This is a genomic window from Thalassospira sp. Z349TD_5, assembly GCF_056173045.1.
In genome coordinates this window covers 1,488,674-1,504,751 of record NZ_CM149654.1, presented here as the reverse complement: position 1 = coordinate 1,504,751, position 16,078 = coordinate 1,488,674, and the positions used below count along the sequence as shown (strand labels likewise).

Annotated in this window: 12 protein-coding genes; 2 read left to right on the top strand and 10 right to left on the bottom strand. The window is 52.7% G+C overall.

The window, feature by feature from the left end:
* Nucleotides 1–53 precede the first annotated feature (53 nt).
* The 3 genes from groES to AC0VXT_RS06715 all read right to left on the bottom strand — a co-directional run bounded on the left by groES (nucleotide 54) and on the right by AC0VXT_RS06715 (nucleotide 3,127).
* A complete protein-coding gene (gene groES, locus AC0VXT_RS06725) occupies nucleotides 54–341 on the bottom strand; it encodes a co-chaperone GroES (protein ID WP_022730235.1) in 288 nt (95 codons plus the stop codon).
* Nucleotides 342–639: 298 nt separating this feature from the next.
* On the bottom strand, nucleotides 640–2,106 hold the full coding sequence (locus AC0VXT_RS06720; RefSeq protein WP_475548021.1) for a hypothetical protein: 1,467 nt from the start codon (nucleotides 2,104–2,106) through the stop codon (nucleotides 640–642).
* 67 nt (nucleotides 2,107–2,173) lie between these two features.
* Nucleotides 2,174–3,127, bottom strand: coding sequence for a rhamnan synthesis F family protein (locus AC0VXT_RS06715; RefSeq protein ID WP_475548020.1), 954 nt, complete (start codon nucleotides 3,125–3,127; stop codon nucleotides 2,174–2,176).
* Between the two features lie 51 nt (nucleotides 3,128–3,178).
* Between AC0VXT_RS06715 and rfbC the strand changes: the two genes are divergently transcribed.
* Nucleotides 3,179–3,736 (top strand): dTDP-4-dehydrorhamnose 3,5-epimerase, encoded by a 558-nt coding sequence (gene rfbC, locus AC0VXT_RS06710; RefSeq protein ID WP_475548019.1) that lies wholly within the window; start codon nucleotides 3,179–3,181, stop codon nucleotides 3,734–3,736.
* Between the two features lie 7 nt (nucleotides 3,737–3,743).
* Here rfbC and rfbA read toward each other — a convergent pair whose 3' ends face one another.
* The 5 genes from rfbA to glmU form a co-directional block, all read right to left on the bottom strand.
* On the bottom strand, nucleotides 3,744–4,625 hold the full coding sequence (gene rfbA, locus AC0VXT_RS06705; protein WP_475548018.1) for a glucose-1-phosphate thymidylyltransferase RfbA: 882 nt from the start codon (nucleotides 4,623–4,625) through the stop codon (nucleotides 3,744–3,746).
* Nucleotides 4,618–5,529, bottom strand: coding sequence for a dTDP-4-dehydrorhamnose reductase (rfbD, locus tag AC0VXT_RS06700; protein ID WP_475548017.1), 912 nt, complete (start codon nucleotides 5,527–5,529; stop codon nucleotides 4,618–4,620). Before rfbD ends, rfbA begins: the two co-directional genes overlap by 8 nt.
* Nucleotides 5,526–6,587, bottom strand: coding sequence for a dTDP-glucose 4,6-dehydratase (gene rfbB / locus AC0VXT_RS06695; protein ID WP_475548016.1), 1,062 nt, complete (start codon nucleotides 6,585–6,587; stop codon nucleotides 5,526–5,528). Before rfbB ends, rfbD begins: the two co-directional genes overlap by 4 nt.
* A gap of 46 nt (nucleotides 6,588–6,633) precedes the next feature.
* Entirely contained in the window at nucleotides 6,634–8,457 is a 1,824-nt protein-coding gene (glmS, locus tag AC0VXT_RS06690) for a glutamine--fructose-6-phosphate transaminase (isomerizing) (protein WP_475548015.1), read from the bottom strand.
* Nucleotides 8,458–8,543: 86 nt separating this feature from the next.
* Entirely contained in the window at nucleotides 8,544–9,890 is a 1,347-nt protein-coding gene (gene glmU, locus AC0VXT_RS06685; protein ID WP_475548014.1) for a bifunctional UDP-N-acetylglucosamine diphosphorylase/glucosamine-1-phosphate N-acetyltransferase GlmU, read from the bottom strand.
* Between the two features lie 252 nt (nucleotides 9,891–10,142).
* On the opposite strand from glmU, the gene AC0VXT_RS06680 reads away from it, so the two are divergent.
* Complete coding sequence (locus AC0VXT_RS06680; protein ID WP_475548013.1) at nucleotides 10,143–10,826, top strand: HAD-IA family hydrolase; 684 nt, start codon at nucleotides 10,143–10,145, stop codon at nucleotides 10,824–10,826.
* A gap of 54 nt (nucleotides 10,827–10,880) precedes the next feature.
* On the opposite strand, the gene AC0VXT_RS06675 is transcribed toward AC0VXT_RS06680, so the two are convergent.
* Together AC0VXT_RS06675 and araD are read right to left on the bottom strand one after the other, a co-directional pair.
* Nucleotides 10,881–13,967 carry a hypothetical protein gene (locus AC0VXT_RS06675; protein ID WP_475548012.1) on the bottom strand — a complete coding sequence of 1,029 codons (3,087 nt, stop codon included), beginning with the start codon at nucleotides 13,965–13,967 and terminating at the stop codon, nucleotides 10,881–10,883.
* A 235-nt stretch (nucleotides 13,968–14,202) separates the two neighbouring features.
* Nucleotides 14,203–15,951, bottom strand: a complete 1,749-nt coding sequence (araD, locus tag AC0VXT_RS06670) for an L-arabinonate dehydratase (protein ID WP_417822662.1) — start codon at nucleotides 15,949–15,951, stop codon at nucleotides 14,203–14,205.
* Nucleotides 15,952–16,078: the final 127 nt, after the last annotated feature.

Sequence of the window (16,078 nt, the reverse complement as noted above, 5' to 3'; positions counted from 1 at the left end):
TTTCCTCTCTATGAGACGGATGAACGTGGACATAAATCACCCAAAGGGCTGACTTATTCCATGATGCCCATAATGTCGGACTCTTTCATGATCAACAGCTCTTCGCCGTCAACCTTGACTTCGGTACCTGACCATTTGCCAAACAGGACTTTGTCACCTGATTTGACGTCAAGCGCGACGACAGAGCCGTCATCTTTACGCACGCCAGAACCCACAGCGACGACTTCGCCTTCCTGCGGTTTTTCTTTCGCGGTATCCGGAATAATGATGCCACCGGCAGTCTTGGTGTCGGACTCGACACGACGGACCAGGACGCGATCATGCAGCGGACGGAACTTCATTTTAGACAACTCCGTGTTAAAGCTAAAGGCTCGTTTAAAACTACGACTAACCGGGATGAGCCCGTATTAGCACTCACCCCCGGCGAGTGCTAACAGGATGTATTGGAGTGGGTGATTTTTGTCAATAGGATTGGTGTGTTCGTCGCAAAAATATCATGAATTCCGCGACATTGGCCCAAATCGGGCCTTGGCTGCCATGGTGCCACCATAAACAGCATGGGCCAGTCCGATAGAGGTATCATGCGCCATCGCAATGCGCAAAAGGCAATAATGTGGCAAACACAATCACGGGTTCAGATCAGCGCAGCGTGAAATAACGATCCATCAGGTCTGGCTCATCAAAATGCCGCCGCCCGACAAACGCCGTTGCATGATGCCCCCATTGGCGCATGGCACCAGGTTTCTCAACCCCCATCGGCCAAAGTAAAATCCATTCCAGCCGTTCCGTGCCGGGTACAAATCCATCCTCGTCAAAAAGGCTGGCCGTGCCCTGCCCGTTTTGTAACGGCAACTGGCTCAAGTCCTGTGCCGGGCGAAGGGATGCGTTTTGCCTGATCATATCACCTGCCGTTTTATCACCCCTGGCATCGGTCAGTTTCAGAAGATAGTGGCTGGTTTTATCGATCCACAGAACTGGACGCCTCAAGATCGATTGATCAACATATCCCGCGGGCATTTCCGCCGTTTCGCGAATGTCGTTATCCTCTGGCGCGGTGATTCGCTGCAAATTGTTACTTGGAAAAAACATGTGATAACAGCCACAGCCATGGATCGTATCGCCGATCAACGGCGTGCCATCGTCATCAAGGGTAACCCGCCAAACCAGCGCATCAAAATGCCCGGCCAGAATATCAAACCGGCTGGTGGCCGGGCGCTCCGGGAACCAGATTTCATAAACGATTTGCGGCCGCCATTTTCCGGCAAAATATGTATGGCTCAAGCGATAATAGATATTTGGATGATCTGTATCGACGACGGCCAAAGCATCACGCGTGGGCAAGCTCGGCTGTCCAATCTTGTCACTCTCACTGTCCGTTCTCACCCGAAAAACCGGCAGATAGGCCCGCGCCAGTTTTTCAAGCTCGGCACCCGTTGGCTGCAACAAACCAAAGACATCCAGCGTAATGTCGTTGAAACCGTCATCAGTTTGGTCGGGTACTAAATAGTCGTACCACATTCCCGACGCCGCAATATCCGCGCTCCTTTGCTCAAAACTTGCAAAGTTCTCCTGCTTCCATCCTTCATATCCGAAATAGGCCGCGAAGGCTGTTATCGGATACAGACCCGCGATGCGCTGAAAATCAAGATAGTCATCAGGCACAAATACCGCCGCAGACAGCACCGGATACTGATCGGGCATCAGGGACGCGGCCATCGTGTTGGCACAAGCCTCAATCTGATCAAATGAGACACCTGATGCAACTGGAAGGTTGGTCATTTCACTTTGCCGTGCGTCACGATCAAGGCCACGCATCTGTGCGATAAAGTCCCGCCAGCGATCTGGTTGATCAACCTGCCCGTCACCGTCGTCATCAAGCTGGCGCTCCAACAAAACAGAGTTCCGGTTGGCCCGAAGATATGCGAACCCGGCAACCGGTGAAGCCGACGCGTTGCGTACACCGTTTTGGGCGACCAACGCATCAATATAGGCAAGTTGCGCATCACACGATAACGTCGCCAGATCGCCCACTGGGCGCGTACCTTGTGCGCATGCCGCAAGAAGGGCTGGCAAAAAGACCACAAAAACAGCAAACCCACGCCGCATCACGTAACTCCGTTCAGTTCCCGGCACACGGTCGATCATCATACTCAGAGAACAATGATTGGAACAATCAGTTGGCTTGGTCCCGTTTTTTAATCCCAGACGGCAATATCAACATCAAAACGGGTATGCCCAAGAATTTAACGTAATAACGCCACCATTTTTTTGACTTTGTGTAGCGTGCTTTGGTCGAGATTAACCTGTCACTTCCCCAATAGGTTTTAAAGGTTGGGTAACGATAATTATAGTGGTCCGGAACAGACACCCCAAGATATCGTTCGACCAAGTTATCGACCAGTAACCGGGGATAAACCGTATCCAGAACATCAAGCCAGCAATCAAGTTTAGGCGCCATCGTTGGATTTAACCGAAACAACTTTACCTTCACCAATGGACATTTCTTCTTTCGCCAAACGACAGGGAAAAATGCACTTGAAACCATCACATCAGTGTGGAACCAGCCACAATAGCTATTGGATTTATAGCCCTGTGCATGCAGAAGGTCCGAAATCCCAAACTCATATTTATAAACAACATCACTTTTGGACTTTTGGATTTCAACGCCAGACCAAAACTCTTTGAATTTAGGATTTTTCAAAACAGATTTGCGAAACGCCATGAAATAGCTGTTCAGGCTGAAATGTTTTTTCTTACGAAGATGTGTTCCAGTCAGCCCCCAGAAATCGCATTCACATCTATCCATTTCGTCGAATACAGATTGAAAATCCGCAATCGGACCAAAACAGGAATCATTCATAATCACCAGTTCGTCATAAGCCTCGAGGTCGTTCCAAACATGACTTAATGCGATTTTCCAACTGCCAAAATCGTACATTTCATGCTGGTGTGCAAAAACACATTCACCGTAGTTCAAAATTTTTGCAGCCTCTGAATCAGACAACGGACTATCAGAAACAAAAACAATACGATCTGCAAACGGCTTGATTCCATCCAGAAGCCGCAGGACATAGTCATCAACAACTGCGTCTTTATCATAGTGCGCAAATGCTATAAGTCGTTTCATGTAATTGCTGTCATCTCAATTAATGTCCGTCCTCTGTATAAGGCCCAATCGATGAAGTTTGAAGCCCTCGAAATTCCGGATGTAAAACTGCTTTACCCTAAAAAATTTGGTGACGAACGCGGTTTCTTCTCGGAAACCTACAATCAGGCGATATTCTCAGAAGCAGGAATTGACCAGCTATTTGTTCAGGATAATCACTCGCTATCACGTGCCGTCGGTGTTCTGCGAGGCCTTCATTATCAATGCCCCCCTTACGCACAAGACAAGCTTGTACGTGTTGTGCGCGGCAGAATACTTGATGTGGCAGTAGATATTCGTAAAAGTTCACCAACATTTGGCAAATGGGTATCTGCAGAAATCAGCGCAGATGAATGGAACCAAATCTTCGTTCCAAAGGGTTTCGCCCACGGGTTTGTTACCATTGAGCCTGATACAGAGGTTCACTACAAGGTTTCAGCTTCTTATGCTCCAGAAACCGAAAAATCCATCATGTGGAATGATCCAGATCTTGCTATTAAATGGCCGATCAACAAAACCCCTGTAACCTTGTCGCAAAAAGACCTGCAGGCAACAAGCTTCAAAGACTACTGCCGTCATCCGGATTTTTGATCTCAGGCTACATCTGATCATGCGTTCGCAAAACGGTTTGAAGGTATGCCCGATAAGAACTTGCACCGAAACCGTCGATGAGCTTTTCGAACTGCGCAACTGTAATCATTCCGGTCCTAAGTGCGATTTCTTCGGGGCATGCGATTTTAAGACTTTGCCGACTTTCAACTGTTCGTACAAAGTTCGCAGCATCAAGCATCGCCCCATGTGTACCGGTATCAAGCCAGGCATAGCCACGCCCCATTTTCTCCACATGAAGCGCCCCACGCTGAAGGTACGCCTTGTTCACATCGGTGATTTCAAGCTCACCGCGGGCTGATGGCTTGATGGAGCGCGCAATATCAACAACATCTGCATCATAAAAATACAATCCGGTAACCGCATAATTGGACTTTGGATTGTCTGGCTTTTCTTCGATATCAAGCGCAATTCCCGCGCGATCAAATTCGACCACGCCATACCGCTCAGGATCTTGCACGAAATAGGCAAACACTGTCGCACCGCGCGATTGCCGCATCGCATTTCCAAGCAACTCTGTTAAGCCATGCCCAAAATAGATGTTGTCGCCAAGGATCAGACAACAGGGATCATCTCCAATAAAATCGGCCCCCACAATAAAGGCATCTGCCAAGCCCCGTGGTTCGGTTTGAACCGCATACGCCAAACGCACCCCCCACTGAGAACCATCGCCGAGCAACTCTCGAAAAAGCGGGACATCACGCGGGGTGCTAATGATCAGAATATCCTTGATCCCCGCCAGCATAAGGGTCGTCAGCGGATAATAGATCATCGGCTTGTCATAAACCGGCTGAAGCTGCTTGGAAACAACCAACGTTGACGGATGCAGGCGTGATCCGGTGCCACCTGCAAGGATAATGCCCTTACGCATGCGCGATCCCTTCTGCGAGATTTTGCAAAACCTCCATCAAACTCTGATCAAACTCAGGCAAACCCAACCCGAAATTGGTCATGAATTTTTCCGTCGACATCACAGAATAGCTTGGTCGTCTTGCCACTGTCGGGAACCTAGCACTTGTCACGGCTTCGATCTGGCACGTTGCCCCCGGCCATTGCGCCCCAAAAATCTTGATCGCCTTTGCCTGTATTTCACGGCTAAACGCACACCATGTCATCTCAGCATCTGAAACCAGATGATAGGTGCCAAATTGATCAAAATCACGGCGCACGACGTCCGGCACGGTGCGCAAAATGGCCGTCGCTAAATCAAGCGCACTTGTCGGACATCCTTGCTGATCATCCACCACAGAAATGTGTGTTTTATCGCCCAACAACCCCAGCATGGTTTTGACAAAATTTTTGCCAAACGGGCTATATACCCAGGACGTTCGAAAAATAAGGTGCTGGTTGGTGATCGTCCGAATGGCTTCTTCGCCCGCCAGTTTCGTGACACCATAGACACCCAGCGGTGCCACAAGGTCGGTTTCGCGGTAAGGTTCCTGTCCCTCACCGTCGAAAACGTAATCTGTTGAAATATGAATAAATGGCACCGAATGCCGTGCCGCGTTTTCAGCCATCGTCCGGACGGCATCGCAATTTACACGCCGCGCCAATTCAGGTTCATTCTCCGCAAGATCCACCGCCGTATAGGCCGTCGCGTTAAGAATGATATCGGGACGATATAGATCGACGGCCTTGGTAATATTGCCTGACTGCGCAACGTCGCAATCATGGCGGTCAAGGAACTGTACGCTTAAGCCCGCAAAAGCCGAACTCCGCCACGCAAGGCTCAGCGCCAATTGACCATTCTTGCCAAAGACCAGAACCTTGATCATTGGACAGCCCCCTGACCAAGCCGTTGTCCTGCATATTTGTCCTTAAGGATTGGTTCCCACCACGCGCGGTGATCGACATACCATGTCACGGTTTGTGCAAGACCGGTTTCAAAACTGTATTTCGGGCTCCAGCCAAGTTCATCGCGCATTTTTGACGGATCAATCGCATAGCGCCAATCGTGCCCCGGACGGTCGTCAACGAAATCAACAACTTCATCAAATGGCTTGCCGGCGGTTTCGGGAACAAGGCTCGTCACCACGTCAAAAACTTTGCGGACCACATCAATATTAGCAACCTCGTTACAGCCACCAACGTTGTATTTCTCGCCAACCCGGCCCTGTGTCAGGATGGTAAAAAGGGCCTCTGCATGGTCCTCTACATGCAACCAGTCACGGGTATTGCCCCCATCACCGTAAACGGGCAATTTTTTACCCTGCAAAACATTCAGGATCATCAGCGGGATCAGCTTTTCGGGGAATTGATAGGGCCCGTAATTGTTCGAACAATTACTGATAATCACCGGCAGGCCATAGGTATGATGCCACGCCCGCACCAAATGATCCGCCCCGGCCTTCGTGGCCGAATAGGGTGAATTGGGTGCATAGGCGGTTTGCTCGGTAAACAGCCCTTCGTCACCCAAAGAGCCATAAACTTCATCGGTTGAAACATGATGAAACCGAAAGGCCTGTTTGCGCGCATCATCAAGACCATTGAAATAGTCCCGCGCCACTTCAAGCAGCGTAAACGTGCCGACGACATTGGTCTGAATAAAATCCGCCGGACCATCTATCGAACGATCCACATGACTTTCAGCCGCCAGATGCATCACCGCATCAGGCTGAAAATCCGAAAACACCGTAGCAACCGCTTCCTTGTTACAAACATCGACCTTCGCGAAACTATAGTTGGAAAAAGCAGAGACAACCTCAACTGTGCGCAAGTCGGCCGCATAGGTCAATTTGTCGAGGTTAAGAACCTCAAAGCCCTTTTTCCCGGCAAGAAGCCGACAAACAGCCGAGCCGATAAACCCCGCGCCACCCGTAACAATAACCTTCATGTCGTCCCTGCCATTTTGAATGTCTCGAGGGTTACGATACCCTAAACTATTCCACCGTCACCGATTTCGCCAAGTTTCTTGGCTGGTCAACATCTGTCCCCTTATGGACTGCCACATGATAGGCCAGCATCTGAACCGGAATGGTATAAAGGATCGGGGCGACGAAATCGGCGACCTTTGGCAGCTCAACCGTGGCCGATGCAATATCACCAAGCTTTGCCAACCCCGGAGCGTCAGAGATAAAGATCACCCGGCCCCCACGTGCGGCGGCTTCCTGCATGTTTGACGCCGTTTTTTCAAACAGCTCGTCAGACGGTGCAATCACAATGATCGGCACCGATTGGTCGATCAGCGCAATCGGCCCATGCTTCATCTCGCCCGCGGCATAGCCTTCGGCGTGGATGTAGGAAATTTCCTTAAGCTTAAGCGCACCTTCCATGGCAATCGGATAGCCAAGACCACGGCCGAGATACAGCACATCGCGTGCATCTGCGATATCAAGCGCCAACTTCTTCAGTGCTTCGTCATGATGAAGCACTTCGGCGGCATGTTTGGGCACTTCGGTCAGTGCATTAACAATGGCGGCTTCTTCGTCCTTGGCCAGCGTGCCGTTTTCACGCCCGATGGTCACCGCAAGGCACGCCAGAACCGTTAACTGCGTGGTAAAGGCCTTGGTGGATGCCACACCGATTTCCGGTCCGGCATAGGTCTGAAGAACAACGTCGCTTTCGCGTGCAATGGTGCTTTCGGCCACATTGACGATGGAAACGATTTTCTGACCTTTTGATTTGGCATAGCGCAATGCCGCCAGCGTATCGAGCGTCTCACCCGATTGCGAAATAAACAGCGCAACACCACCCTTGGCAAGCGGCGGGCAGCGATATCGGAACTCCGATGCAACATCAACATCCACACCCAATCCGGCATAACGCTCAATCCAGTGCTTGGCGACAAGCCCTGCGTAATAGGACGTGCCACAGGCAACAATCGTCAAGCGCGTCGCATCGGCAAAGGAAAACGGCATATCGGGCAATTTGATGGTTTGGGTCGCCGGATTGATAAACGCATGCAAGGTGTCGCCGATTACAGCAGGCTGCTCGAAGATTTCCTTTTGCATGAAGTGGTTATAGTTCCCCTTACCCATCATCGCACCCGAAACGGCCGACAGTTTGGTTTCGCGGGTAACCTCCACATCATTTTCATCACGGACCTGAACGTGTTCGCGGGTCATTTCGACCCAATCGCCTTCTTCAAGGTAAATCAGCTTGTTGGTCAGGTGCGACAAGGCCATCGCGTCCGACCCCAAATACATCTCCCCCTCGCCAAGTCCTACGGCAAGCGGCGTGCCCCGGCGCGCGCCAAAAATCACGTCATGCTGACCGGCAATCATGATTACCAGCGCAAAGGCGCCCTCGATCCGATGCAGGGTCGCGGCCACCGCATCGCGTGGCGATTTGCCCTGATCAAGGAAATCAGACACCAGATGCACAACCACCTCGGTATCGGTTTCAGTGGCAAATGCGCGCCCTTTGCCCGAAAGCTCTGCCTTAAGGTCCTGATAGTTTTCAATGATGCCGTTATGAACAACCGCGACCTTGCCATCAGTGTGCGGATGGGCATTATTTTCGGTCGGCACACCATGGGTCGCCCAGCGGGTATGACCAATACCAACATCGCCGGCAAGCGGGCTTTCGGCCAGACGATTGGTCAGGTTGATCAGTTTGCCCTCGGCACGGCGGCGTTCAATATCGCCATTGACCAGCGTTGCAATCCCGGCACTGTCATAGCCACGATATTCAAGGCGTTTGAGCCCTTCAAGAATACGCTCACTGACGCTGTCTTTGCCGATAATCCCGATAATGCCGCACATATGGATTTCTTTCCCGCTTCTAGCCGCTTGTCATTTTGGGCCATCCGGACGGTCAACCAGATGGCAAATCATTGTTCTGTATTCGTTTATTTCTTACCGGTCAGGGCGCGCATCTTATCGCGAAACGCCGCAGCCCAGCCCGGTTTTTCAGTACGTGCTGCCCGGGTCAGGACAAGTGCATCCTTGTCAATTTTTCCGGTAACCGTGCTACCCGCACCAACAATCGCACCATCGCCAATTTCAACTGGCGCAACCAAGGACGAGTTCGATCCGATAAACGCCCCCGCCCCGATATCAGTATGCTGCTTGCGATAGCCATCATAATTGCACGTAATCGTCCCGGCCCCGATATTGGCCTTGGCCCCAACGCGGGCATCGCCGATATAGCTCAGATGATTGACCTTGGCCCCGTCTTCGACAATGGCCTTTTTAATCTCGACAAAGTTGCCAACCTTGGCCCCGTCACCGATCTCCGCCCCCGGGCGCAAACGGGCATAAGGACCGATATCGGCCCCTTGGCCAACGACACAGCTTTCAAGATGGCTAAATGCCTTGATCACGGTGTTATCGCCCACTGTAACACCCAGTCCAAACACAACATTGGGTTCAACAATCACGTCCCGACCCAATTTGGTATCGGCACTCAGGAAAACCGATGCCGGATCAATCAGGGTCGCACCCTCATTCATCGCATTGGTGCGCAAACGATCCTGAAGGATGGCCTCGGCGGCTGCCAGTTGCGGGCGTGAATTCACACCAAGGGTTTCGGCTTCATCCACTTCGACCGCGACACAGCTTTGGCCATTGTTCCGCGCCACTTCAACCGCATCGGTCAGGTAATACTCGCCCTTGGCATTGGTGTTATCAATTGCCTCAAGGGTCGCAATCATGTCTTCGGCGCGGAAACACATCACCCCGGAATTACAGAAGTTGATCAAACGCTGCGCGTCATCACATTCCTTGTCTTCGACGATGGCTGTGAGCATCCCGGTCTGCGCATCCGTCACCAGACGGCCATATCCGGTTGGATCTTCGGGGCGGAAACCCAGCACCGCAACGCTGTGATCCCCTTCTTCACGGGCGTCGACCAACCGTTTCAGGGTTTCAGCGGTAAAAAGCGGGCTGTCGGCATATAGAACCAGCACATTGCCCGTCAGGCCCAAAAGCCCGTCCTTGGCGGCCAAAACCGCATGGGCCGTGCCAAGACGGTCTGTTTGCTCGAACGTCGGATGGGGTGCAACAGCCTCAACAAGCTTTGGCATGTCCGGTCCAACCACAACCATGGTTTTCACGGCATCAAGTTTGGCCGCCGCATCAATCACATGATTGACCATCGGCTTACCTGCCACCTTATGCATCACCTTGGGCAAGGCACTTTTCATGCGCGTGCCCATACCTGCGGCCAAAACAACTACACTTAACTCAAGTGACATTTATCAACACGCCTGCTGCCGTTTTCGTGCAGCATCCCCTGTTCTTGCACCGTGCAATTATGCGCAACCACACGGCTCATCAATTTTGACGCAAGTCTTAGAACATATTCTTTTGCAGCAAAAGCCCATAAAGAATCACGTTTTGTTACCGCCTGTTAGCGGATGTTACGGTTTGTTAATGGCACGAACTCGGTTAAGTTCCCCTAAACTTACCGACCCCGACCAAACAATCCATTTCAGGAGCCCCACATCATGGCAAAATTCATCATGTTCGACCTCGACGGCACCCTGATTGACGGGGTCGATGATTTGCTTTTTGCGATGAATGAGTTGCTCGGCGTGCACGATCTGGCACCACTTGCGCGCCATGACCTCGAAGTCATGCTGGGCGATGGCACATGGATGCTGACAAAGCGTGCCTTTGCCGCACGGGGCAAAACACCCGACGACGCAACGCTTGATAAACTGAATATTGATTTCAACGCCCGTTATCGTGCCACTGATTACGCCCACACCCGGCTTTATGACCATGCCGAAGCAACCCTGCGTAACCTTGCCAAAGACGGCTGGACCATCGCACTGGCATCAAACAAACCAACCGCACCTTGCGAACGCATTCTTGAAAATCTGGGGATTTCGGATTTGTTTGCCGTCATTGCCGGCGGCGATGCCACCACGGTCAAAAAGCCCGATGGCGGTCATTTGCGCTTTGTGCTGGATAAACTTGGCTACAATGCCGCAAACGGTGACACCGCCGTGATGGTCGGCGACCACGCCAACGACATCAATGCCGCACGCGATGCGAACACGCATGCCATCGCAGTCGCGTTTGAAGTTTCAGCAGATCGCGCCAATTCACTGAATGCCGATGCGGTTGTCACCGATTATACAAACCTTGTCCGCGCAATTGACCACATCATCCAGGCCAAAGGCTAAGGCTAAGGCTGCGCCACAAACACGCGCCAGCCTCAGCATCAAGAACACACCACTTTATTTGATCGGCACCGCACCGGTATTAACAATCTCAAACGCCCAGTTTTCAGCCGCGGTATCATCAAGGTTCAGGTGCTCGACAAGATAGGCAAGCCGTTCGGTATCATCGCCTTTGGCCGTACAGAAACGGTCCTGCAGATAAAACGGCGGTGTCGCCTGATAGGACATTTTGGCACGGACCGATGCCGGTGTCCCGTCGATGTCAGACAGTTTGATGTCGTACTTCACATGGTCCCCGCCTGTCGCGGTTGATGTGCGATAATCAGGATCATCGCCAATGGCCGTAAATCCGGCATCCTCGGCAAGCTCATCCCCGGCCCCAAGCGCATTGGAAATTTCAATCCGTTCCTTAAGCGGAAGGTACCCGGCCGGCGGCAACCGGTTGTCTTTGACCTCGGCACAGATCGACAGGAAGCTGGTCGTCAATTGCCCCTTGGGCGCCACGTTGTGACCACAGCTGTATTGGGTACTGCCATCAAGCGGCGGCGTGCTGACCAGTTCCTGATAAATCTGGACTTCATTCTGCGCACTTACCGTCTGATAATGGGGTTGATGGGCCCGCTTAAGCGGATCAATACGTGCGCTGCACTGATTGTCCCACCAAAGCTCCCCGTCAACTGGCGTCCCGGCCTGATCAACAATCACCCCGGCCCCATTGACCCGGCCCGATGCCCAGATGACTTTTTCATCCTGATCAAGCACTTCAAACGTCACAAACGCGCGGCGGAACCCAACGCCGGATGGGAACTTGTGCCCGGTCAGGCTGGCAATGGCGACCTCACTGGTCAGTTTGCCATCCTTAATCGCAGTATCCTTGATCGCAATATTAACCGTATCGCTGCGCGCCTGCTTGATCATCGCCCGTTCGGTATAGGCCAGCGGATCAACGCCCTTGTCGCCAAGCATCGGATCTGCGGTTGGAATGCCCATAACATCCGGGAATTGCTGGAACATCTCAACCAAAAACAGGTTCAACCCAACCAGCGTATGGCGGGCAAACCCGTCACGGGCCTCAAGGTCAAGCAACTCCGGCCCAAACGTATTGGCAGCAGCCGGGAAGTTGGAATATTCCTGAATAGAGGCAATTTTGCTGCGGAATTTGGCTTTGTCATCGCCCGATGGCATATGACATTCCTGACAGCTCATCGCCATTTTCCCGGCACCACCGGGCAATCCCCCATCAAGGGTGTAGCCGGTTCTAAACCCACTAAACGCCCACTCGGCATAGGTGGTTTGTTCATAAACAGTGCCAACGTTTTTACCGTCTTTCAGCACGGGCAAATGTACCGTATGACAGGTGCCACACATTTCCGATGTTTTAATCGCGTCCCCCTTGGCTGGTGAAATGCCAAGGGTATATTCCATCGGATGTTTTTGCGGCTTATCAAACGGCCCATAAAGCGTATCGGCATCCCCGACAAGGAAACTGCCGGTAAAGGTTTTGGCAAAGCCCGTTGCATCCGGGTTCAGTGTTTCCTGACGCTGCAACACACAGGCATTCTGCGGTGCGTCCTTGAACTTCTCGGTGGCATCCTTGCCCAACACCATCTGATGGCACGCCATGCATGAAATGCCATCCCGCGCCAACGCCCCATAGGATGCATGACCAGCCACCGGATTGTTGGCCGGATACGGAATGGCATCGACCATTGATCTGGTAAAATCACCACAATCAAGTGCTGTTTGCACACCCGCTGTCGCACTGGCCTGCTGCGCCATATTGTGGTCAATCTGGAATTGGCGCTGTCCCATAATCCCGTGACAGCCAAAGCAGGTGTTTTGCACCAGTTCGGGTTTATCACTGTGGAAGGTTTGAAGTTCGCTTGCCATTTGGGCAAAGAAGATCGGATCACGCCCGGCAAGCCCCATCGGCGATGATCGCCATGTGGCGTACGGCGCCATATTCAACAAACGATCACCATCCGGATCAGGCATGGTCATATCAAACTGCAAACCCGTACTACCGGCATCATGGCACCCGACACATTGGTCACTGGTCATGAACTGACTGTGCGGCGATGGGCCATCCGCATCCATCCAGACAGTGTCATACGTCTGCGACGGCATATCGCTTGGCGGTGCCAGATCATACTCAAACGGGCTGCCGGTTTTGGCAAAGGCGGTTAAAATCGCCGCCATATCGGGATGTGCACTAGTGCGGGCCTTGCCAAGTGGCTCTGGCACCTTTTCAAGTTTTGCCCGCAAACTATGGATATCAGACGGCGCATCATTGGATGCCGTGATCTTTTTGACCGACGGCGCAACACCGCCATCCTGACCCAGATACTGCCCGGCAAAGAAATCCTGCGACAGGAAAACTTCGGGTTGCCCCGGATGACCTTCAAGGTTGCGCACCTCGGCAAAGGTCATGTCCTTGGCCGATCCATGGCAATTCACACAATATTGCCCAAAGCCCATGTTGGGCGGACCATTGCTGGTTCCCGCGGGCCAATCGGCTTTCCACCCCGATCCCGGCCAGCCATACCAGCCCCAGAACCAACCATCATAGGATGCCTCCTGATCACGCACCATGATCGCCGCACCGCTGGTTGGCCAAAGACGTGTGGGGTCTTCCCCCGCACAGGCCGCCGCTGGCTGCGGGTACATTTCCTTAACCATGATTGCACCGTCGGGGATCGCGGTCGGGCTACTGGGTCGGGTATCCTCGGCACCCCGGTTTTTCGACAACCAAGTGACCATCTCAGGGGAATACCAGATGACGACCGGCGAATGGGTCCCGTGATAGGTGCCTGTCCATTGACCATTGATCTCGGTCATATCGCGACTGGCGGTAAACGGCCCGGTATCACGGACATATTTATCGCGCACCCATCCGGCATCCGTATCGCGATGACACCAGTTATCAAAGAATTTCGAAAGAGCATCTTCATATTGATCAAGCGGCAAGCCAGACGGATCGGCCACAGTCGCACTAAGCGATTTACATAACGCCGTATCGGTCGGGACAAGCGGCGCATCACGCAAGGCCGAACACGATTGCGCCCAAACCGCACCAGAAAAGCAACAGCCAATCCCCGCCAGAATAAGCGCACGCAATGGTGCTGCTGAAGACCGCTTGAACATGGTTTTCTCCCCCGTGGCGTTTGCCCCCAAACGCATTTTAACCCTACGAAGAGTATGGTCTTTAAATCAAAATATTCAACCCTTGATTGCCATTTTCAAATTACATTCATCTTCCCGGTTTCGCTGGCACATTCCGGTCAAACGCAAACCGGCCAGCAATTTCTTGCCAGCCGGTTCAGGATGTGTCGGATGCTACCCCAATAGCATCCGACGGGAGTTTTGGTGTTCGCGTTGATCAGTGGCTGTCTTTGGGAATTTCCTTGCCACGATGACCAACGAGGAAGTCAAAATCGGCCCCTTTATCGGCACCAATAACGCTTTTGTAATACAGCGATGCATAGCCACTTGCCGGTACCGGAACGATGCTGTGCCAGTCAGCCAGACGCTGTTTAAGTTCGGCATCGCTGATATCAAGATGCAAACGGCGGTTGGGCACATCAAGTTCGATCATGTCGCCGTTTTGAACCACCGCCAACGGACCACCAGCAGCAGCCTCGGGCGAAGTATGCAAAACAACCGTGCCATAGGCCGTCCCGCTCATGCGCGCATCGGAAATGCGCACCATGTCGGTGATGCCTTTACGCAGCACCTTGGGCGGCAGCCCCATATTGCCAACCTCTGCCATGCCCGGATAACCTTTCGGGCCGCAGTTTTTCAAAACCATGATGCAGGTTTCATCGATATCAAGATCCTCGTCATAGATCTTGGCCTTGTAATCATCGATGTCTTCAAACACCACGGCACGTCCGCGATGGGTCAAAAGCTCCGGCGTTGCCGCTGACGGTTTAAGCACCGCACCATTCGGGGCCAGGTTGCCTTTCACCACGGCAATACCGCCGCTTTCGGTCAGGGCCTTTTCGAACGGACGAATAACGTCTTCGTTCCAGTTGCGGACTTCCTTGACCTGATCCCACATAGTTTCGCCCGACACCGTCAGCGCATCATTATGCAGTTTTCCGGCCTCGGCCAGTGCCTTGATCACCACTGGTAAACCACCGGAATAGAAGAATTCTTCCATCAGGTATTTGCCAGACGGCTGCAAATTGACAATCGTCGGGATATCACGGCCCAAACGGTCCCAGTCATCAAGGCTCAGATCAATGCCAACACGTCCGGCAATCGCCAACAAATGGATCACCGCATTGGTCGATCCGCCAATCGCGCCATTCACGCGAATGGCGTTTTCAAACGCTTCCTTGGTCAGAACGTCGGATGGTTTAAGGTCATCCTTGACCATATCGACAATACGACGCCCCGTAATATGGGCCATCACGCGACGGCGGCTGTCTACGGCTGGAATGGCCGCATTGCCCGAAAGCGCCATACCAAGGGCTTCGGCCATGCTGGCCATGGTCGATGCCGTGCCCATCGTGTTGCAGGAACCCGGCGACCGTGACATGGCGATTTCCGCTTCAAGGAAATCCTCGGTGCTGATTTTACCTGCCTTGCGGTCTTCGGAAAGCTGCCAAAGCGACGTACCCGAACCGATATCCTGTCCGCGCCATTTCCCATTAAGCATCGGGCCACCGGTGACCACAATCGCCGGGATATCAACGCTGGCCGCCCCCATCAAAAGGGCCGGGGTGGTTTTGTCGCACCCCACCATCAGGACCACGCCATCAAGTGGCGTCCCGCGAAGCGCTTCTTCAACGTCCATGGCCGCAAGGTTCCGGAACATCATGGCGGTTGGGCGCAACGTGCTTTCACCAGCCGAGAAAACCGGGAATTCAAGCGGCAAGCCGCCTGCTTCGTAAATGCCGTGCTTGACGCGCTCGGCCAAATCGCGCAGATGCGCATTACACGGGGTCAGTTCCGACCATGTGTTACAGATGCCAATGACCGGTCGCCCGTCGAACAAATCTGACGGCAAACCCTGGTTTTTCATCCAGCTTCGATGATAGATGGCATCCTTGCTGCTGCCACCGAACCAACCCTCTTGCGAACGCAAGGTGCGTGGCCATGATGCCGGTTTAAACTTGGTCATGCCCGTTCTCCTTTTGGAATTATTATCGAGACGGGTCCTTTCACGCACAGACACGGACCTGTTGCGCGGGACTGTGAAAGACGCAAACATCCCTGCCAACCCGTATCGGATTGACTGTGTGTGGGAA